This window comes from Streptomyces canus (genome assembly GCF_041435015.1).
GTDB lineage: Bacteria > Actinomycetota > Actinomycetes > Streptomycetales > Streptomycetaceae > Streptomyces > Streptomyces canus_G.
Map to the genome: position 1 here is coordinate 8614430 of NZ_CP107989.1, position 19416 is coordinate 8633845.

Genomic DNA, 19416 nt, shown 5'->3' on the forward strand with positions numbered 1-19416 from the left:
GAGCCGTACATGCATCTCGACCACCATCACGACACCCCCGCCGCTCTCAGCGCGGACGCCCACCGACCCGACGGCACCCGCAGAGCCCTCCGCATCGGCCTCGGCGGCCCCGTCGGCTCCGGCAAGACCGCCACCGTCGCCGCCCTCTGCCGGGCCCTGCGCGACGAACTGTCCCTCGCCGTCGTCACCAACGACATCTACACCCGCGAGGACGCCGAGTTCCTGCTCAGGGAAGCCGTGCTGCCTCCCGAGCGGATCACCGCGGTGGAGACCGGCGCCTGTCCGCACACCGCGATCCGGGACGACATCTCCGCCAACCTCGAAGCCGTGGAGGACCTGGAGGACGAGGTCGGCCCCCTGGACCTCATCCTTGTGGAGAGCGGCGGAGACAACCTCACCGCCACCTTCTCCAAGGGGCTCGTCGACGCGCAGATCTTCGTCATCGACGTGGCGGGAGGAGACGACATCCCGCGCAAGGGCGGCCCCGGCGTCACCACCGCCGACCTGCTCATCGTCAACAAGACCGACCTGGCCCCGTACGTCGGCTCCGACCTCGCGCGGATGGCCGCCGACGCCAAGGCCCAGCGGGCCGAACTGCCGGTCGTCCTCCAGTCGCTCCGCGGCGAGGCCGGGGTCACGGACGTCGCCGACTGGGTCCGGGCGCAGCTCGCCGCGTGGACGGCGTGACCGCGCCCGGGGCAGGGGTACGCGCCACCGCGCGGATCGTCGCGCGGGACGACGGGCGCGGCGGTACGGCTCTGCCCGTGCTGGAGAGCGACGGGCCGCTGGCGCTGCGGCGCACCCGGGGGAGCGGTGCCGAGACGCGGGTCATCCTCGTCGGCGCGATGAGTGGGCCCCTCGGCGGCGACCACTTCACCGTGGAGGCCGACGTCCGGGAAGGTGCTCGACTGCGCCTCGGATCGGCCGCGGCCACCATCGCCCTGCCGGGGCAGACCAAGGGCGAGGCCCGCTACGACGTCAGGCTCACCGTCGCCGACGGCGGCGAACTTCACTGGCTGCCCGAGCAGTTGATCTCCGCCGGGGGCAGCGATCTGTATGTCACCACACGGATCCACCTCGGGGCGACGAGTCGGCTCGTGCTGCGCGAGGAACAGGTCCTCGGGCGGTCGGGGGAGGAGCCCGGGCGGCTCAGCAGCAGGCTCGTGCTGCGCGTGGCGGGACGCACCGTGCTCGATCAGGAACTGGCCTGCGGGCCCGGGGCGCCGGGCGGCTGGGACGGGCCCGCCGTGCTCGCTGGACATCGGGCCGCCGGTCAACTTCTTGTCGCACGACCGGAGTTCGCCGGCAATCCGGTGACGGCTCAGGTGCTCGGCGAGGGCGCCGCCGTCGTACCGTTGGCAGGGCCCGCCGCGCTCGTCACCGCCGTGGCGCCGGACGCCCTGCTGTTGCGCCGGGTGCTGGACGAGGCGCTGGCGACCCTTAGCGCCTAGTCCGCCCAGCGAACGACCCCTTCCGTTTATCGGATTGGCAAAGAAGGTCCCGCCCCCCTGTTCACAGAGTCTCCATAGCCAGGAGGATCCCCGTACGAATCGAAACGACGTACGGGGAGGGATCCCTCTTGAGGGAGACGAGACCGAAGTGGCGGACGACCGCACTCGGTTCGGCCGGAGTACTCATCACGGCCACACTCATATCCGGTGCCGTCGCGGCACCCGCGTCCGGCGCCAACACGCAGGCGGGCGCGAGCCGGCAGGGACAGGACCGTGCGTCCGTCGGTGCCGCGATCGCCGCCGCCCGTGCCGCGAAGGCCGGGATCGACTGGGCCGACTGCCCCGCCGACTGGGGGATCGCGAAGCCGGTCCAGTGCGGCTGGGTCAGCGTGCCGCTGGACTACACCAAGCCGAACGGCAAGCAGATCAAGCTGGCCGTCGACCACATCGGCAACACCGGCACCAAGGCGGAGCGTCAGGGCGCCCTCGTCTACAACCCGGGCGGGCCCGGTGCCTCGGGCATGCGCTTCCCCCTCCGCGTCACGACCAAGAACCCGATCTGGGCCAACGCGGCCAAGGCGTACGACTTCGTGGGCTTCGACCCGCGCGGTGTCGGCCACTCCGCGCCCATCTCCTGCATGGACCCGCAGGAGTTCGTGAAGGCACCCAAGATGGACCCGGTGCCGGACTCCGAGGCCGACAAGCGCGCGCAGCGCAAGCTGGCCCGTGAGTACGCCGAGGGCTGCGCCGAGCGCACCGGCAAGGCGATGCTCGCGCAGATGACCACGCCCAACACCGTGCGCGACCTGGACGTCATCCGCGCCGCACTCGGTGAGAAGAAGCTCAACTACCTGGGCGTCTCCTACGGCACCTACATCGGCGCCGTCTACGGCACGATGTTCCCCGGCCATGTCCGCCGCATGGTCGTCGACAGCGTCGTCAACCCGTCCCGGGAGAAGATCTGGTACGAGGCCAACCTCGATCAGGACATCGCCTTCGAGGGCCGCTGGAAGGACTGGGAGGACTGGGTCGCCGCCAACGACGCCGCCTTCCACCTCGGCACCACCCGTGCCGCGGTCCAGGCGAAGTGGCTCGAACTGCGCGCCACCGCCAAGAAGAACCCCATCGGCGGGGTCGTCGGCCCGGCCGAACTGATCGGCTTCTTCCAGAGCGCCCCGTACTACGACTCCTCGTGGGTGCCGGTCGCGACGGTGTTCAGCAAGTACGTCGCCGGTGACACCCAGGCGCTCGTCGACGCGGCCGCCCCGGACCTGTCGGACACCGCGGGCAACATCTCCTCGGAGAACGGCAACGCCGTCTACACGGCCGTCGAGTGCACCGACGCCAAGTGGCCCACCAGCTGGAAGAAGTGGGACAAGGACAACACCGCGCTCAACAAGAAGTACCCGTTCATGACCTGGGCCAACGCCTGGCTGAACCTGCCCTGCGCCACCTGGCCGGTCAAGCAGCAGACCCCGGTCGAGGTCCGCACCGGCAAGGGCCTGCCGGGCGTGCTCATCGTGCAGTCCGAGCGTGACGCGGCCACCCCGTACGAGGGCGGCGTCGAACTGCACAAGCGCTTCAAGGGCTCCCGCCTGATCACCGAGAAGGACGCGGGCTCGCACGGCGTGACCGGTCTGGTCAACCCGTGCATCAACCCGCGGGTGGACGCCTACCTGCTCACCGGCAAGCTGGACAAGGCCGACGTGACGTGCACCCCGCACGCCACGCCCAAGCCGTAGCACGCACCACGGGACAAGGCGGCCGGAGCCACCGGCCGCCTTTTCTCATGCGCCGGTTCTCATGTGCCGAGCGAGTCGAGATACGCGTCCTCCGCCGCGTAGTCGAAGAGGTCGCCGTAGGTCTGGAACATCCTCGGGTACGCCTCCCGCCAGTCCCCTCCGGCCAGTTGCCGCTCGATCCAGGCGACGGTCTCCGGCAGCCGGTCCGCGTACCGCGCCACCACCGGGCGGTACCCCAGCTCGCGTTCGGCGGCGGACATGTCGAAGACGACCGGTACCGGCACCGACCACGGCGTGTCCCCCACGGTCGGCGAGGGCGGTGGGCCGTCGATCAGCACGCTCTGCGTCTCGACGCCCATCACGGAGTCGATCGCGGCGGCGATCTCCGCCACCGTCGGGGCGTCCGGGTCCACGGCGTTCAGAGCCCTGCTGCCGGGCTTCGCGGCGGCCAGCCGGACGAGTTCGGCGATGTTGTGGACGTTCGCCGGGTGGAACCGGCTCATGCCGCCGTACGGCAGGAGTCGCCGAGGCCGGCCGTCCAGGTTGCGTTTGACGAAGTACAGCTCGCGCGGCGTCCGGCAGTGCGGTCCGTGGATCGCTCCGGCACGCAGCAGTGTCGTGGGCAACCGGTCGCCGGCGGCGAGGAGTTCACGCTCCAGGCCGGCCTTGCGGGTGCTGTAGGAGTCCTCGCCGGGCGCGATCGTCCGCTGGTCCTCCGTCACCCCCACGGGGAACTCGGGAAAGCCCCCCGGCTCGCCCTGGGTGTCGAAGCTGCGGCCCTTGTCGTCCTCGTACACCGACACGCTGGAGATCACCACGGCCGAGCCCACCCGGTCGGCCAGCGATACCAACTGCCGTGCGTGAGCCGGTCCGTAGGCGACCATGTCCACCAGGACCTCGCAGCCGTCGCCCACCGCGGCGGCCAGGGCCGAGTCGTCCGCCCGGTCGGCCCGCGCGGTACGCACCTGCGCGGGCCAGCTCTCGTCCCGTCCGCCGCCCCGGGAGACGGCCGTCACCTCCCAGCCGTCCCGGGCCAGCGCCCCCACGGCCGCCCGCCCGATCTGTCCCGTCGCTCCGATCACCACAGCATGTCGTGTCATGCGGCGACCGTACGGCGGTCAACTCCGGTTCCTCCAGGGGGTTCTGCCGACGGCAGACCTCAGCTCAGCGGAATTCGGGGGAACTTGCGCTCCTTCTCCTTGCGCGCGGCCGTCTCCTCCGCCTTCACCACGGCCGCGTACTGGTCGACATACTCCTGGTCGGACAGCTTCAGGATGGCGTACATGATCTCGTCCGTGATGGCCCGCAGGATCGCCTTCTCGTTCTCCATCCCGGCGTAGCGGGAGAAGTCCAGCGGCTTGCCGAAGCGGATCACCACCGGGTGGATGTTGGGGATGACCTTGCCGGGCGGCTGCGCCTCGAAGGTGCCGATCATCGCGCACGGGATCACCGGCACCTGGGCCTTGAGCGCCATCACCGCGACGCCGACCTTGCCCTTGTAGAGGCGGCCGTCGTGGGAGCGAGTGCCCTCCGGGTAGATGCCGAGCAGTTCGTCCTTGCGCAGGACGCCGAGACCCTCGCGGATGGCGGCCTGGCCCGCTTCCTTGCCGGAGCGGTCGACCGGGATCTGCCCGGCGCTGCGGAAGAAGAAGGCGGTCAGCCGACCCTTGACGCCGGGGCCGGTGAAGTACTCGGCCTTCGCCAGGAAGGTGATGCGCCGCTTGAGCACCGCGGGCATCAGGAAGTGGTCGGAGAAGGACAGGTGGTTGCCGGCGACGATGGCCGCACCCGACTCCGGGATGTGCTCCAGACCCTCTATTCGAGGCCGGAAAACCAGTCTCAGCAACGGCCCCAACAGCACGTATTTGAGCAGGTAGTAGAACAAGAGGGGGCGCTCCTCGGTCGGGCGGACGGCTCAACTCCGCGTTCTGGCTGGTCAACCGGCGTGAGGCGGGGCTGTCAGTGTAGGCGCAGGGCACGACGGCCGGAACAGGGCCGGACGCCTGACCAGCTTGATGCCGGCGGGCGGAGCGCGGCAACCCGACCGGGCGCTGTGGCGTGAAGCGCGGGGGCGGTCGGCCAAAGGGCCGCTCTTGATTCCCGGGCGGGATCCTGTCGCGTTCAAAGCCGCACGATCACCAGCGCCGTGTCGTCCGTGGCGCCGCCGGGCGGGAGCAGCTCCAGCAGGACCGCGTCCGCGAGGGTCTCGGGGTCGTCCTCGCGGTGCCGGGCGAGGGAGTCGGCGAGCCGGGCGAGCCCGGTGTCGATGTCCTCGCGACGCCGCTCCACCAGGCCGTCGGTGTACAGGGCGAGGGTGGCGCCGCTGGTGAAGGTGGTCGCGGCCTGCACCCGGGGCATCGGGTCGGGACGGGCGTCGAGCGGCGGGTCGGTCGCCTTGTCCAGGCACTCCACTCGGCCGTCCGGGTGCACCAGCATCGGCGGTGGATGCCCGGCGCTGCTGTAGGTGAGGGTGCCGTGGTCGAGGTCGATGAACGTGGTGACCGCGGTCGCCGACTCGGCGCCGTCCACGACGTGGGCGTACCGGCCCAGCACGTTCAGGGCCTCGGCCGGACCCCCGGCCACCCGGGAGGCGGCGCTCAGGGCGCTGCGCAGCTGGCCCATCACCCCGGCGGCCGGGAGCCCGTGGCCCACCACGTCACCGACCGAGACGCCGACGCGGTGGCCGCCCACCAGGTCGACGAGGTCGTACCAGTCCCCGCACACGTTCAGCGTGCCGACCGCGGGCCGGTAGCGCACGGCGGCGCTGTGGTGCGACCTCTGCCGGCCGGTGGGCAGCATGGCCTCCTGGAGTGTCAACGCGACCTCGCGGTCCCGGGCGTGGGCCTGCCGCAACCGTTCGTTGACCTCCTGGAGTTCACGGGCGCGGGTGTACAGCTCGGCCTCCAGGACCCGGTCCCGGCCGGCGCGCCCGCGGCCGCGGGCCCGGATCAGCTCGGTGACCTCCTCGACCCGGTGCACGAGCAGCTCGACCTTGCCGTCCGTGCCGAGGATGGGGGCGTTGACGGGGCTCCAGTACCGCTCCTCCCACTCACCCGGCCGACCGGGTGTCTCGACGTCGTACCGCTGAAGGGCCATGGAGTCGCGCTCCCCGGTCTCCAGCACCCGGCGCAGGGAGGCGGCCAGATTGCGCATGCCGGTCGCCGCGGGGTCGTTCGGGTTGTCCGGGAAGACGTCGAAGAGATAGCGGCCCACGATCTCCTCGCGTTGGCGGCCGGCCATGCGCAGGAACTCGGCGTTGGCGTCCGCGTACACCAGGTCGGGCGTGAGCAGCGCGACCATGCCGGGCAGTGCCTGGAACACGGCCGAGTAGTCGATGGCGTCGGTGTCGCCGGGTCTGTCGCTCATGGCTGCCGCCTCACGCCTGGATCGCACCATTTTCCCACGGTATGCACGATTCGGGGATCAGTCCGGCGGTTCCTCGAGCGACTGCTCGGCCCAGATGATCTTCCCTTCGGGCGCGAACCGGGTACCCCAGCGCTGGGCGAACTGGGAGACCAGCAGCAGCCCCCGCCCGCCCTCGTCCGTGGTGCGCGGGTGGCGCAGATGGGGCGCGGTGTCGCCGCTGTCGAACACCTCGCAGACCAGGGACCGCTCCCGGATCAGCCGGAGCCGGATCGGGCCGACCGCGTGCCGGATGGCGTTGGTGACGAGTTCGCTGACGACCAGTTCCGTGGTGAAGGCGAACTCCTCCAGGCCCCACTCCGTCAGCTGCCGGGACGCCGTCTTGCGGGCCTCGGCGACGAGGGCCGGGTCGACGGGCACGTCCCAGTCCGCGACCTGGTCGGGACCCAGCAGCCGGGTGCGGGCCATGAGCAGCGCCACGTCGTCGTGCGGCCGGTCGGGGGCCAGGGCGTCCACCACGGCCCGGCAGTGCAGGTCGAGCGTGGGCGCGGGCCTCTCCAGGGCCTGGCGCAGCCGGTCCCGGCCCGCGTCCACGGCCCACTCCTCGCCGTGGGCGAGCAGCCCGTCGGTGTGCAGCGCAAGTGTGCTGCCCGCCGCCAGGGCCAGCTCGACCGACTCGAAGGGGGGACCGCCGACGCCGAGCGACGGCCCCTGCGGAAGGTCCACGAAGGCGACCGTGCCGTCGGGAAGGATCACGGCGGGCGCGGGATGGCCGGCGGCGGCCATCGTGCACTGCCCGTCGACCGGGTCGTAGACGACGTACACACATCCGGAGCCCTGGGCGCTGTCGGTGTCCTCCGTCCCCGGCCCCACACCCTCCTCGCGCGCCGTCCGGGCGACCAGGTCGTCGAGGTGACCCAGTACCTCCTCGGGGGGCAGATCCAGCGCCGCCAGCGTCCGTACGGCGGTGCGCAGCCGGCCCATCGAGGCGGCGGCGCCGATGCCGTGCCCGGGTACCTCGCCGACCACGAGGGCGACCCGCGCGCCGGAGAGCTGGATGAGGTCGTACCAGTCGCCGCCCAGGCCCGTCAGCTCGTCGGCGGGCCGGTAGCAGGCGGTCACCTCCACGGCGTCCTGCTCGGGCAGCCGGTGGGGGAGCAGACTGCGCTGCAAGACCAGCGCGGCCTCGCGCTCGCGGGTGTAGCGCCGGGCGTTGTCCACGCAGACGGCCGCTCGCGAGACGAGATCCTCGGCGAGGTTCAGGTCCCCCGCGTCGAAGGGTTCCTGGCGGCGCCGGCGGAAGAAGGTGGTGACGCCGAGGGTGACGCCCCGGGCGCGGATCGGCACCACCAGCACGCTGTGCAGGCCCAGCTCCAGAAAGGTGGCCTTCCGCCCGCCGGGGATGTCGGTCGCCCACTCCGCGGCCAGCGGGTCCAGGCGCGCCTGCCGCCAGGGCTCGCCCGAGTCGAGACAGCGCAGCGGGGGCGACCCGGGCCGGTAGGCGGCCACGTCACCGACCTCGACGACGGCCTCCGGAACACCCTCGTTCACCGACTGCTGCCCGGACCGCAGCAGCGGCACATGCGTGGTGGGTTCCGCTCCCCGCAGCACCGACTCCAGCAGGTCCACGGTGACGTAGTCGGCCAGCGCGGGTACGGCCACGTCGGCAAGCTCCTGTGCGGTGCGCCGGATGTCCAGGCTGCGGCCGATGTACTCGCCGGCCCGGTCGAGCAGAGCGAGGCGCTGCCGGGCCCGGTGCCGCTCGGTGATGTCGACGACCGTGTAGTAGACGCCGATCGGGTGACCCCGGTCGTCGTCGATCCGGGTGAACGACATCGTGTGCGCGGTCTCGCGGTGCGGGGCGGAGCGGACCCGGCCGACGTGCTCGTACTCCACGACCGGTTCACCTGTCTCCAGTACGCGCCGCATCTGCGCCTCTATCGCCTCGGCGTCCAGGCCCGGCTGGATCTCCGCGAACCGCAGCCCCAGCCGCTGCTGGGCCGGGGCGCTGCCGAACTGTTCCAGGGCCGGGTTGGACCACACACAGCGCAGGTCCGTGTCCACGATCGCGATGCCGATGGGCGAGCGGGTGACCATCTGCTCCAGCACCCGGCGGCTCATGTCCCAACCGGGGGCCTCCGCCATCTCGGACAGCAGCACCAGCCAGCGTTCCGAGTCGTCGGAGTCGTCGGCCACCGTGATCCGGACCATGACCGGGACCGGCCGGCCGTGTCGGTGCAGGGCGGTCAGCAGCCCCGCCCAACTCCCGTCGCTCCGGCAGCGCGCGGTGATCTCCGGCAGCCGGCGGGCGTCCTCGGGGGCGAGAAGGGCGGCGACGCTCTGTCCTACGGCTTCGGTGGCGGGATAGTCCAGCAGGCGCTCGGCGTCCTTGGTCCAGCCGGTCACCGTGCCGTGGGCGTCGAGCAGCAGGGGCGCGGCATCGGCCACGTCGAACCGGTGCCGCGCGGTCTCGTGCTCCTCCTGAGCGCCCACGGACGACCTCTCTGTCGCTGAGAGTGGTCTATCACCTCTTCGTCACATCTTCACCCGGTCTGGTGGAGTGCGCGGCCGGGGAGGGAGTTCTGCCGTAGGGTGCGTGCGGGTCAGCGCCTGAGTACCTTCTCCAGTACTCCCAGGGCCGATTCCAGTTCCTCCGCCGTGATCGTCAGCGGCGGTGCCAGCCTGATCGTCGAGCCATGGGTGTCCTTGACCAGGACGCCCTCGCGCATCAGCAGCTTGCTGACCTCGCGGCCCGTGCCGAGGGACGGGTCGATGTCGACGCCGGCCCACAGACCCCGTGCGCGGAAGCCGACGACACCCTTGCCCACCAGTCCTGTCAGGCCGTCCCGCAGGACGGTGCCCAGGTCGGCGGCCCGGCGCTGGAACTCTCCCGTCTCCAGCAGCTCGACCACCGCCGTGCCCACCGCCGCCGCGAGCGGGTTGCCGCCGAACGTGGAGCCGTGCTCGCCCGGGCGCAGTACGCCGAGGACGTCACGGCGGGCGACCACCGCGGAGACCGGGACGATGCCGCCGCCCAGTGCCTTGCCCAGGAGCAGGACGTCCGGGACGACTCCCTCGTGCTCCACGGCGAGGGTGCGGCCCGTGCGGCCGAGGCCCGACTGGATCTCGTCCGCGACGAAGAGACAGCCCGTGCGGCGGGTCAGCTCGCGGACGCCGGTCAGGTAGCCGTCGTCCGGGATGACCACGCCCGCCTCGCCCTGGATGGGTTCGAGGAGCACCGCGGCCGTGGTCTCGTCGACCGCCGCCTCCAGCGCCGCCAGGTCGTTGTACGGCACGATCCGGAAGCCCGGCGTGAAGGGACCGAAGCCCGCCCGGGCCGTCTCGTCCGTGGAGAACGACACGATCGTCGTCGTACGGCCGTGGAAGTTCTCCGCCGCCACCACGATCGTGGCCCGGTCGGCCGGGACGCCCTTGACCTCGTACGCCCACTTGCGGGCCACCTTGATGCCGCTCTCCACCGCCTCGGCGCCGGTGTTCATCGGCAGCACCATGTCCAGCCCCGTCAGCTCGGCGAGGCGCTCCGCGAACTCGGCGAGCCGGTCGTTGTGGAAGGCCCTGGACGTCAGCGTCAGCCGGTCCAGCTGCCGGTGCGCCGCCTCGATCAGGGCCGGGTGGCGGTGGCCGAAGTTGAGGGCGGAGTAACCGGCCAGCATGTCGAGGTAGCGGCGGCCCTCCACGTCCTGCACCCAGGTGCCTTCGGCCTGGGCGACGACCACGGGCAGCGGGTGGTAGTTGTGCGCGAGGACCGGCTCCTCGGCACGGATGAGATCGGCGGAGGAACGCGAGGTCACGGGTGCGGTCATGAGCGGATCTCCTGGGTGCAGCACTTGATGCCGCCGCCGGCCTTGTGGAACTCGGAGAGGTCGACGGGGACGGGGACATAGCCGTGGTCGTCGAGGCGCACGGCGAGGGCCTCGGCCTGCGGGGCGATGAAGACGTGCCGGCCGTCGGACACGGAGTTCAGGCCGAACGCCATCGCGTCGTCACGGGTCGCGAGCACCGCGTCCGGGTACAGCCGTGCGAGTACCTCGCGACTGCCCTGCGAAAAGGCCTCCGGGTAGTACACGATGTTGGCGTCGTCGAGAACGAACAGCGCGGTGTCCAGGTGGTAGAAGTGCGGGTCCACCAGCGTCAGGCTGATCACCGGGTGGCCGAAGAACTCCTGCACCTCGCGGTGCGCCTCCCGGGTCGTGCGGAACCCGGTTCCGGCCAGCACGTACCGGCCCGTCCAGACGAGATCGCCCTCGCCCTCGCAGACCGCGACGGGACGGTGGACGTCGTAGCCCGCCGTCTTGAACCACAGGTCGTAGTGCGTGGACTCGGGGCGTCGCTGGGGCGCGTGGAAGAGGGAGCCGAAGACGCGGCCGCCGACGACGACCGCCGAGTTCGCGGCGAAGACCATGTCCGGGAGACCGGGGACCGGCTCCACGGCCGCGACATCGTGACCGTGCGCCTCATAGGTGCGGATCAGCGTCCGCCACTGCTCCTGCGCCAGGTCCACGTCGACATGGGTGTCGGGATGCATCCAGGGATTGATCGCGTACTGCACGGCGAAGTGTCTGGGTTCGCAGACGAGGAAACGCCGTCGGCGCGGCACACGGGAGTCGGTCACAGAGGGGTTCCTCCGCTTCCTGCGGTGTCTACTGAGGGTTGACACCAAGGTAGAAAACGGGTGGCGGGCCCGACAAGCAACAAGAATTGCGCGTCTGTGCAGGAATGCTGCGTGTTCATCCGGTGAAACGCACGGTTGGTGCGTTTAGCGGCTACGCCTCCGGTGCGGGCTGGCTCGCCCCCGCCTCGGGGCTTTCCGGGAGGAGATGGGACAGCACCATCACGCTGATCGTCTTCCGGATGAACGGCTCGACGCGGATGCGTTCCAGCACCTCCTCGAAGTGCTCCACGTCCCGCGCCCGTACATGCAACAGGGCGTCCGCGCCGCCGGTCACCGTCATCGCCGCGGTGATCTCCGGATGGTTGCGGACCACCTCCGCGAGCCGCCGCGGCGGGGCCGCGCCCTCGCAGTACACCTCGACGTACGCCTCCGTACGCCAGCCCAGCGCCGACGGCTCCACCGTGGCCGTGAACCCGGTGATGACCCCGGTCTCGCGCAGCCGGTCCACGCGCCGCTTCACCGCCGTGGACGACAGCCCGATCGCCGAACCGATCTCCGCGAAGGACGTCCGCGCGTTCGCCATCAGCGCGGTGATGATCTTCCGGTCCAGCTCGTCGAAGGCGACGGTCCTGCTGCTCATGTCGGCACTGTATCCAGCGGGGGCGTCCGCACCTCCGCACGTGTCCAGTCGTACGAATTACTCCTACACTCCGGGTTCATGCTGCGCGCCCTGGCTGTCGACGACGAACGCCCCTCGCTGGAGGAACTTCTCTATCTCCTGAGCGCCGACCCCCGGATCGGCAGTGTGGAGGGCGCCGGTGACGCCACCGAGGCGCTGCGCCGCATCAACCGCGCTCTGGAGTCGGGACCCGGCGGGCCCGAGGCGATCGACGTCGTCTTCCTCGACATCAACATGCCCGGCCTCGACGGCCTCGACCTCGCCCGGCTGCTGACCGGGTTCGCCACCCCGCCGCTCGTCGTGTTCGTCACCGCCCACGAGGGCTTCGCCGTCCAGGCCTTCGACCTCAAGGCCGTCGACTACGTGCTCAAACCGGTGCGCAAGGAACGCCTCGCGGAGGCCGTCCGCCGCGCCGCCGAACGCCTCGGCAGCGCGCCCCGGATTCCCGTGCACGAACCCGACCCCGACCACATACCCGTCGAGCTCGGCGGCGTGACCCGGTTCGTCGCCGTCGACGACATCACCCACGTCGAGGCCCAGGGCGACTACGCCCGCCTCCACACCGACAAGGGCAGCCACCTCGTCCGGATCCCGCTGTCCACCCTGGAGGAACGCTGGCGCTTCCGAGGCTTCGTCCGCATCCACCGCCGCCACCTGGTCGCCCTGCGCCACGTCGGCGAACTCCGCCTGGACGCGGGCACGGTGAGCGTCGTCGTCGGCGGCGAGGAACTCCAGGTCAGCCGCCGCCACACGCGTGAGCTGCGGGACCTGCTGATGAGGAGGCCGTAGTCATGCCGCAGGACCCCGTCGAGCGGCGCGTCGTCGTCACCGGCCCGCCCCGCCGCAGCCGCCCCGCGTCCGGCTACTACCGGCCGCGCACCGAGATCGACGAACAGACCACCCTCGGCCACACCTACGTCCGCTCCCTGATGCGCACCCAACTGCGCGCCGCCCTCGCGGTGTTCGCCTTCCTCGGACTGCTCATAGGGCCGCTCCCGCTGCTCTTCGCGGCCATGCCGGACGCCCACCGCCTCGAATGGGGCGTCCTCGGCTTCGGCCTCTACGTCCCGATGGTCCTGCTGGCCCGCTGGTACGTACGCCGCGCCGAACGCAACGAACGGGACTTCGTGCGGCTGGTCGAGGACCGATGAACTCCAGTTACTCGGTCCCCGCCGTCGCGCTCGTCGTGGTGGCCACCGTGCTCGTCGGGGCGTTCGGCCTGCGCATCTCCCGCACCACGTCCGACTTCTACGTCGCCTCCCGCACCGTCGGCCCCCGCCTGAACGCGGCCGCCATCAGCGGTGAGTACCTCTCCGCCGCGTCCTTCCTGGGTATCGCGGGCCTGGTCCTCGTCCAGGGCCCCGACATGCTCTGGTACCCCGTCGGCTACACGGCCGGCTATCTCGTCCTGCTCCTGTTCGTCGCCGCCCCCCTGCGCCGCTCCGGCGCCTACACCCTGCCCGACTTCGCCGAGGCACGGCTCGCCTCCCAGGCCGTGCGACGGCTCGCGGGCGCCTTCGTGGTCGGCGTCGGCTGGCTCTACCTGCTGCCCCAACTCCAGGGCGCCGGACTGACGCTGACCGTTCTGACCGGGGCGCCCCAGTGGCTCGGCGGAGTGATCGTCGCGGCCGTCGTGGTCGCCACCGTCGCCGCGGGCGGCATGCGCAGCATCACCTTCGTGCAGGCCTTCCAGTACTGGCTCAAGCTCACCGCCCTGCTCGTGCCCGCCCTCTTCCTCATCCTCGCCTGGCAGGGCGACGGCGCCCCCAGCCATGCCTTCGAGGAACCGACGACCTTCCGCGAACAGCGGGTGGTCCGCGTCGACTCCACCCTCGACCTCAAGCTGGAGAACCCCCTGACCGTCACGGTCACCGGCACGGTCGACGGCCGCCGCCACGAGGACCAGCAGCTCCGACTCCCCGCGGGCACGCACCACATCGACCGGGGCACCGAGCTGACCTTCGCCAAGGGCACCACCGTCCCCGCCGCCGACCGCGGCACCAGCGACGGCATGTCGACCTCCCTCGCCGCGGGCCGCGAGGACCGGCCCCTGTACGCCACGTACGGACTGATCCTCGCCACCTTCCTCGGCACCATGGGCCTGCCGCACGTCGTGGTCCGCTTCTACACCAGCCCGCACGGCGTCGCCGCCCGCCGCACCACGGTCGCCGTACTCGGCCTGATCGGCTGCTTCTACCTCCTGCCCCCGGTCTACGGCGCCCTCGGTCGCCTGTACGCCCCCGAACTCACCCTCACCGGAGACGCCGACGCCGCGGTCCTGCTGCTCCCGGAGCGGATGATCGGCGGCCTCGGCGGCGACCTGCTGGGCGCGTTGGTGGCGGGCGGGGCCTTCGCGGCGTTCCTGTCGACGGCCTCCGGACTCACCATGGCCGTGGCGGGCGTGCTCACCCAGGACGTCCTGCCCTCGCGCGGCGTACGGCACTTCCGGCTCGGCACGGTCCTCGCGATGTGCGCCCCGCTGGCCGCGAGCGTCCTGGTCGGCGGGCTGCCGGTCGCCGACGCGGTAGGGCTCGCCTTCGCCGTCTCCGCGTCCTCCTTCTGCCCGCTGCTCGTGCTCGGCATCTGGTGGCGACGGCTGACCCCGCCGGGCGCGGCCGCGGGCATGCTGGTCGGGGGCGGCTCCGCGTTCCTCGCCGTGGCCGCGACCATGGCCGGCTTCCCGGCCGGCGGCCCGCTGCACGCCCTGCTCGCCTGGCCCGCGCTCTGGTCGGTGCCGCTCGGCTTCCTCACCATGGTGCTGGTGTCCCTGGCCACCGCGGGCCGGGTACCGGCGGGCACGGCGGCGATCCTGGCCCGCTTCCACCTGCCGGAGGAACTGCGGGAGGAGGTGAAGGCATGAGCGGATTCCTGGCCGGATTGTGTGTGGCGGTCCTCCCGCTGCTGGCCGCCGGCTTCTGGCTCGGCCGGCGTACGGCCCGACCGCAGACCCTGGGCGGCCTCGGCACCCCCGTCGAGCACGCCACCTTCGAGACCCTGCACACCGCCTCCCTGGCGGCGCCCCCGCTGCGGGCGGGGCTGACGGAGGAGACCGCCCGCAAGTCGGCGCGCAGACTGCGCTCACTGCTCGGCACGGACGCGCTGTGCCTCACCGATCAGAAACAGGTCCTGGTCTGGGACGGCGTGGGCAGCCACCACCGCAGCGAGATCATGGAACGCCTCGCGGGCCCGCTGGAGACCGGCCGCGGTGAGGCCTTCCCGCTGACCTGCGACGCCCCCGACTGCCCGGTCCGCTGGGCGGTCGTCGCCCCGCTCACCGTCGACGACCGCGTCCACGGCACCCTGGTCGCCTGCGCGCCCCGCGAGTCGGCCGTCCTGGTCCGCGCGGCCGGGGAGGTCGCCCGCTGGGTGAGCGTCCAGCTGGAGTTGGCGGACCTGGACCAGTCCCGGACCCGCCTGATCGAGGCCGAGATCAAGGCACTTCGGGCCCAGATCTCCCCGCACTTCATCTTCAACTCGCTCGCGGTGATCGCCTCGTTCGTCCGCACCGACCCCGAGCGCGCCCGCGAACTGCTCCTCGAATTCGCCGACTTCACCCGCTACTCGTTCCGCAGGCACGGCGACTTCACCACCCTCGCCGACGAACTCCACGCCATCGACCACTACTTGGCGCTGGTGCGGGCCCGCTTCGGCGACCGTCTCTCCGTCACCCTGCAGATCGCCCCGGAGGTACTGCCGGTCGCCCTGCCGTTCCTGTGCCTGCAGCCCCTGGTCGAGAACGCCATCAAGCACGGCCTGGAGGGCAAGACCGAGAAGTGCCGGCTCCAGATCACCGCCCAGGACACCGGCGCCGAGGCCCTGGTCGTCATCGAGGACGACGGCGCCGGAATGGACCCGGTCCTGCTCCGCCGTATCCTCGCGGGCGAGGTCAGCCCCTCGGGCGGCATCGGCCTGTCCAACGTCGACGACCGGCTCCGCCAGGTGTACGGCGACTCCTACGGCCTCGTCATCGAGACCGCCGTCGGCGCGGGCATGAGGATCACCGCCCGGCTGCCCAAGTACCAGCCGGGCGTGCACTCGGCGGGCCGTCTCACGGACGGCTGACCTCAGGTGCTGCGGGTGGCCACCATCCCGAGGGTGATCAGGCCCAGCACGACCCAGCCGAACCACAGCCAGCCGTTGCTGCCGAGCGCCACCGTGTAGGCGGTCACCGCGACGAGACCGCCGACGGTGAGCACCCCCATCGTGCGGGTCGAGCCATCCGTGGAACCGGTACCGGGCATCGCAACACCCTCCTCAGGATTCGTCCCCCTCCATGGTGCCCCCGTTCTGCCTGCGGACGGTGCACACGACGAAATGTGTGCCGTTCTTCCAGGGCCCCGCACTGGTCCAGGAGCCCGCCGTGTAGACGGACGGATCGAAGCCGTAGTCGCCCGGCGGGACCTCACGCGCGCACGCCGTGTCCGACTCGGTCCGCGCCTCGGACAGCGTGACGTCGGGGTCCAGACGGGTGAATCCGAGCACCTGCTCGTCGTGGGAGCTCCCGCAGGAGGCCAGCCGGGCGTCCCGGTTGGTGCGTACGTCCAGACAGTCCCGCCGCTGCATGGTCGCCGTGTCCGCGAACCCCGAGCCCAGCCTGCGATGGGTACCGATCGGCCCGTACACCGGCCCGTTCCCGCCCAGCACCAGACACGCGGTGCGCCGTCCCGCCGCCTCGAAGCCCCCGTCGGTCGGCACGACGGCCTGGCTGCGGACGTCCGCGAGCCGGTCCCGGATCTCCCGCGTCCGCTCCTCGCACCGCGCCGCTCCCGTCCGACGCGCCTCGTCGGCCGAGGCGGTCGTCACGAACGCCATCACCTGGCCGTCCGGGGCCGTCCCGCAGGTGGGGTCCGGCCGCAGCCGGGGTGTGCCCCGGAAACGCTCCGGGCCCGGCCAGTCGGCGATGACGCAGTCGCCGTCCCGCAGGGGTTTCGTGAGCCCGACCGTCTCGCCGTACGGCTGCCGGGAGCCCTGTTGTCCGCCCCTGCGGTCCGAGGCCCGGTCGGCCATGGCGTACCAGACACCGCCCAGGGCCAGCAGCAGCCCGAGACCGCAGGCGAGGACGGCCCGCAGGGCGTGCGAGCGCTCCCGCCGCCGACGGCCGCCCTGCGGCGAGGGGAGCCCTTCGGTCAGCGGCCGCTGTCCCTTCGGCGGCGCACCGGGCGGCGGAACCTCCGCCCCGGCCCAGGGCGGCTGGGAACCGAGGTCGGTCCGCGTGCGGACGTACGGCTCGGCCTGCGGCGTCACGATCCGCGACAGCGCTGTCTCCGCCTCCGCCGCCGACCATCGCTGCCCGGGATCCTTGGCGAGCAGCGCTCGCAGTACGGGACCCAGCGCACCGGCGCGCACGGCGGGCCGCGGCTCCTCCATGACCACCGCGGTCACCTCGGCGAGATGCGACTCCCGCTCGAAGGCACCCACACCCTCCACGGCGTGGTACAGGGTGCAGCCCAGCGAGAACAGGTCGGCGGCCGGGGTGGGCGCTCCGCCCGTGGCCCGCTCGGGCGCCAGATAGCCCGACGTGCCCACCAGCACCGACGCCAGCGTGTACCGGGTCTCCCCGGCGTCCGGCTGCACGGAGATGCCGTAGTCGGTGAGCAGGACGCGTCCGTACGGCGATCCCACGCGGTCCGGCGCCAGCAGGATGTTCGCCGGCTTCACGTCCCGGTGCATCACGCCCCGCTGATGCCCGGCGGTCAGCGCGTCCAGCACGGCGAGGCCGATCCGGGCGCACTCCGCCGGGGCGAGCGGTCCGCGGGAGTCGACCAGGTCACGCAGGTCCACCGCGTTCGCCACGTACTCCATGACGATCCACGGCAGCCCCTCGTGCTCCAGCACGTCGTGCACGGTCACCACGTGCGGATGGCCGCGCAGCCCCGCCGCGTGCCGGGCCTCCGCGCGAGCCCGTGCCACCCGGGCCTCCCGCTCGTGGTCCGCCTCCACCGGGTCACGGAACACGATCTCCTTGAGAGCGACCTCGCAGTCGAGTCTCCGGTCGTGGGCGAGCCACACATGGCCCATGCCGCCGCTGCCGAGCGGGTTCAGCAACAGATAGCGGCCGGCGATGACCCGGCCCACTCCCGAGATCGGTGATCCTGAAGACATCCGGTGACTCTCCGGTTCTGCGGGTTCCTCGGGTTCCTCGGGGGTGCTACGCGGCGACCGTGGTGCTCGGCCCGTCGCTGAGGGGGGCACTGGTGACGGGCTCAGCGGTGGCGGGCTCGGTGGTCGCGGGACCGCTGCTGGGCGGCTCCCGGGTGGCGGGCGCGCTGGTCGTCGTCGCTGGCGCCGGCGGTGGTGCGCTGCTGGTGACCGGGGCGCCGGTCGGCGGTGAACCGGTCGAGGGAGGTGGGCTCGGCGGACCGTTCGACTTGCCGGGCGACGGCGAGCCGGGAGCCGTACCCGACGACGGCGGTGACGAGGACCCCCCGGGCCTGCCGCTCGACGAGGACGGAGGTGGTGAGGAGGCCTTGCCGGGCCGTCCGCCGGACGATCCCGGGGGCCCCGACGCCGGCGGGGCACTCGTGGGCGGTGTCTTCGCCCCCGAGGAGGGCGGCGGGGGAGTGGTCGTGGGCCCGGTCTCCCCGCCGGAGGTGCTCGTGCCACCCCCTGCCACGGTCAGCATCACGTACTGCCCGAACGGCAGCCGCGCCCCCGCGGGCGGGTCGGTCGCCGTGACCTTCGCGCCGTCGGACGGCACCCCCTGCCCGGTGTACCCGGCCGCCAGCCCGGCGTCGATCAGCTCCCGACCGGCCCGGGCGAAGGTCGTCCCGGCCAGGTCCGGCACCGTGCGCCGCTTCTTCGCGTTGAAGGTGGTGTCCTTCTCGCCGGTGCTGCCGACCGGACGGTTGATGCCGCGGGCGGGTTCCTGGACGTCGACGAGAGCGATCCGTGCCAGTTTCCGGGGAGCGGGCTTCACGGCCACCACCGACTCCCGCTGGTATCCCGCCCACTTCTTGGTGCCGTCCTCGAACTGGACGGAAATCCGGCCGGTGTCACCCTGGAAGGGCCGCAGTGGATTTCCACACGAGCACTTCACAGCCGGAAGCCCTTGTTCATCGACAAGAATCGAGATTCCCGCCTGGAGCAAGGAGTTGTACGGGACGGCCTTTTCCCTCTTGTAGTCGTGGTTCTTGACGAGAGTGTCGTGACGCAGCAGAACCGGTGTGAGTCGATCCAGGTATTCCGGTATCCCGTCCGTGCCGATGTTCAGTACGCCGGCCCACGCCTGTGCCTTTTTGTGATTCCTGGGATCGGTGAGGAATCGTTCGAGTTTGGCGACGTCACAGATGGTCGGCTGCTTGCTGCCGCCGTACAGGCCTGGCGTGTCCCCCTGCTGGAGACTTCCCTGCACGGGCTGCGACCGCACGGTGGTGGTGGCGTCCCTGCCCAGCCCGCTGTTCTCCTCGAAGAACGGAGCGAGCGAGGGCGCACCGGCGGCGACCGCCCTGACCACCGTCAGTGGATTTCCCTTCTCACAACCGCTCAGCAGCAGTGAGAAAATCGCCAGGACGGCGATCCTGTGCATAAATGCGCGAAGTGTCATGACCG

Annotated in this window: 17 protein-coding genes; 7 read left to right on the plus strand and 10 right to left on the minus strand. The window is 71.7% G+C overall.

Features of this window, described 5'->3' with window-relative positions; genetic code table 11:
* Window positions 1-9 precede the first annotated feature (9 nt).
* The 3 genes from ureG to OG841_RS39400 all read left to right on the plus strand — a co-directional run bounded on the left by ureG (window position 10) and on the right by OG841_RS39400 (window position 3193).
* Window positions 10-687, plus strand: a complete 678-nt coding sequence (gene ureG, locus OG841_RS39390; RefSeq protein WP_280867626.1) for an urease accessory protein UreG — start codon at window positions 10-12, stop codon at window positions 685-687.
* Window positions 675-1451 carry an urease accessory protein UreD gene (locus OG841_RS39395; RefSeq protein WP_371569101.1) on the plus strand — a complete coding sequence of 259 codons (777 nt, stop codon included), beginning with the start codon at window positions 675-677 and terminating at the stop codon, window positions 1449-1451. Before ureG ends, OG841_RS39395 begins: the two co-directional genes overlap by 13 nt.
* Window positions 1452-1579: 128 nt before the next feature.
* A complete protein-coding gene (locus OG841_RS39400; RefSeq protein ID WP_371569103.1) occupies window positions 1580-3193 on the plus strand; it encodes an alpha/beta hydrolase in 1614 nt (537 codons plus the stop codon).
* Between the two features lie 59 nt (window positions 3194-3252).
* Here OG841_RS39400 and OG841_RS39405 read toward each other — a convergent pair whose 3' ends face one another.
* From OG841_RS39405 to OG841_RS39435, 7 genes are all read right to left on the minus strand, one after another.
* Window positions 3253-4278, minus strand: a complete 1026-nt coding sequence (locus OG841_RS39405; RefSeq protein WP_371570945.1) for an NAD-dependent epimerase/dehydratase family protein — start codon at window positions 4276-4278, stop codon at window positions 3253-3255.
* Window positions 4279-4352: 74 nt separating this feature from the next.
* Window positions 4353-5078 (minus strand): lysophospholipid acyltransferase family protein, encoded by a 726-nt coding sequence (locus OG841_RS39410; RefSeq protein ID WP_328637025.1) that lies wholly within the window; start codon window positions 5076-5078, stop codon window positions 4353-4355.
* A 236-nt stretch (window positions 5079-5314) separates the two neighbouring features.
* Window positions 5315-6559 (minus strand): PP2C family protein-serine/threonine phosphatase, encoded by a 1245-nt coding sequence (locus tag OG841_RS39415; protein ID WP_371569106.1) that lies wholly within the window; start codon window positions 6557-6559, stop codon window positions 5315-5317.
* Window positions 6560-6616: 57 nt separating this feature from the next.
* Window positions 6617-9049, minus strand: a complete 2433-nt coding sequence (locus OG841_RS39420; RefSeq protein WP_371569109.1) for a SpoIIE family protein phosphatase — start codon at window positions 9047-9049, stop codon at window positions 6617-6619.
* 110 nt (window positions 9050-9159) lie between these two features.
* Window positions 9160-10380 (minus strand): ornithine--oxo-acid transaminase, encoded by a 1221-nt coding sequence (gene rocD, locus OG841_RS39425; protein WP_328637022.1) that lies wholly within the window; start codon window positions 10378-10380, stop codon window positions 9160-9162.
* Entirely contained in the window at window positions 10377-11189 is an 813-nt protein-coding gene (gene ddaH / locus OG841_RS39430) for a dimethylargininase (protein ID WP_365121196.1), read from the minus strand. The genes rocD and ddaH overlap by 4 nt, the downstream gene beginning before the upstream one ends.
* A gap of 151 nt (window positions 11190-11340) precedes the next feature.
* Window positions 11341-11829, minus strand: a complete 489-nt coding sequence (locus OG841_RS39435; protein ID WP_266524583.1) for an Lrp/AsnC family transcriptional regulator — start codon at window positions 11827-11829, stop codon at window positions 11341-11343.
* A 78-nt stretch (window positions 11830-11907) separates the two neighbouring features.
* Between OG841_RS39435 and OG841_RS39440 the strand changes: the two genes are divergently transcribed.
* The 4 genes from OG841_RS39440 to OG841_RS39455 are packed head-to-tail and all read left to right on the plus strand — an operon-like array spanning window position 11908 to window position 15930.
* Window positions 11908-12657 carry a LytR/AlgR family response regulator transcription factor gene (locus OG841_RS39440; protein WP_365121199.1) on the plus strand — a complete coding sequence of 250 codons (750 nt, stop codon included), beginning with the start codon at window positions 11908-11910 and terminating at the stop codon, window positions 12655-12657.
* Between the two features lie 2 nt (window positions 12658-12659).
* Window positions 12660-13019 carry a hypothetical protein gene (locus OG841_RS39445; protein ID WP_057610623.1) on the plus strand — a complete coding sequence of 120 codons (360 nt, stop codon included), beginning with the start codon at window positions 12660-12662 and terminating at the stop codon, window positions 13017-13019.
* The gene (locus OG841_RS39450; RefSeq protein WP_328637019.1) at window positions 13016-14728 is read left to right on the plus strand and encodes a sodium/solute symporter; all 1713 of its coding nucleotides are present in this window, start codon (window positions 13016-13018) and stop codon (window positions 14726-14728) included. The genes OG841_RS39445 and OG841_RS39450 overlap by 4 nt, the downstream gene beginning before the upstream one ends.
* The gene (locus OG841_RS39455) at window positions 14725-15930 is read left to right on the plus strand and encodes a sensor histidine kinase (RefSeq protein WP_328637018.1); all 1206 of its coding nucleotides are present in this window, start codon (window positions 14725-14727) and stop codon (window positions 15928-15930) included. Before OG841_RS39450 ends, OG841_RS39455 begins: the two co-directional genes overlap by 4 nt.
* A 2-nt stretch (window positions 15931-15932) precedes the next feature.
* Here OG841_RS39455 and OG841_RS39460 read toward each other — a convergent pair whose 3' ends face one another.
* The 3 genes from OG841_RS39460 to OG841_RS39470 are packed head-to-tail and all read right to left on the minus strand — an operon-like array spanning window position 15933 to window position 19393.
* Window positions 15933-16109, minus strand: a complete 177-nt coding sequence (locus OG841_RS39460) for a hypothetical protein (RefSeq protein ID WP_031053721.1) — start codon at window positions 16107-16109, stop codon at window positions 15933-15935.
* Between the two features lie 13 nt (window positions 16110-16122).
* Window positions 16123-17970, minus strand: coding sequence for a serine/threonine-protein kinase (locus OG841_RS39465; protein WP_371569115.1), 1848 nt, complete (start codon window positions 17968-17970; stop codon window positions 16123-16125).
* Between the two features lie 46 nt (window positions 17971-18016).
* A complete protein-coding gene (locus OG841_RS39470; protein ID WP_371569119.1) occupies window positions 18017-19393 on the minus strand; it encodes a DUF6777 domain-containing protein in 1377 nt (458 codons plus the stop codon).
* Window positions 19394-19416: the final 23 nt, after the last annotated feature.

What these genes read in the sequence shown, in the direction of transcription:
- ureG (WP_280867626.1), top strand. Translation starts at nt 10, where the DNA reads ATGCATCTCGACCACCATCACGACACCCCCGCCGCTCTCAGCGCGGAC.
- OG841_RS39415 (WP_371569106.1), bottom strand. Translation starts at nt 6,559, where the DNA reads ATGAGCGACAGACCCGGCGACACCGACGCCATCGACTACTCGGCCGTG.
- rocD (WP_328637022.1), bottom strand. Translation starts at nt 10,380, where the DNA reads ATGACCGCACCCGTGACCTCGCGTTCCTCCGCCGATCTCATCCGTGCC.
- OG841_RS39435 (WP_266524583.1), bottom strand. Translation starts at nt 11,829, where the DNA reads ATGAGCAGCAGGACCGTCGCCTTCGACGAGCTGGACCGGAAGATCATC.
- OG841_RS39440 (WP_365121199.1), top strand. Translation starts at nt 11,908, where the DNA reads ATGCTGCGCGCCCTGGCTGTCGACGACGAACGCCCCTCGCTGGAGGAA.
- OG841_RS39445 (WP_057610623.1), top strand. Translation starts at nt 12,660, where the DNA reads ATGCCGCAGGACCCCGTCGAGCGGCGCGTCGTCGTCACCGGCCCGCCC.
- OG841_RS39450 (WP_328637019.1), top strand. Translation starts at nt 13,016, where the DNA reads ATGAACTCCAGTTACTCGGTCCCCGCCGTCGCGCTCGTCGTGGTGGCC.
- OG841_RS39455 (WP_328637018.1), top strand. Translation starts at nt 14,725, where the DNA reads ATGAGCGGATTCCTGGCCGGATTGTGTGTGGCGGTCCTCCCGCTGCTG.
- OG841_RS39460 (WP_031053721.1), bottom strand. Translation starts at nt 16,109, where the DNA reads ATGCCCGGTACCGGTTCCACGGATGGCTCGACCCGCACGATGGGGGTG.
- OG841_RS39465 (WP_371569115.1), bottom strand. Translation starts at nt 17,970, where the DNA reads ATGTCTTCAGGATCACCGATCTCGGGAGTGGGCCGGGTCATCGCCGGC.
- OG841_RS39470 (WP_371569119.1), bottom strand. Translation starts at nt 19,393, where the DNA reads ATGCACAGGATCGCCGTCCTGGCGATTTTCTCACTGCTGCTGAGCGGT.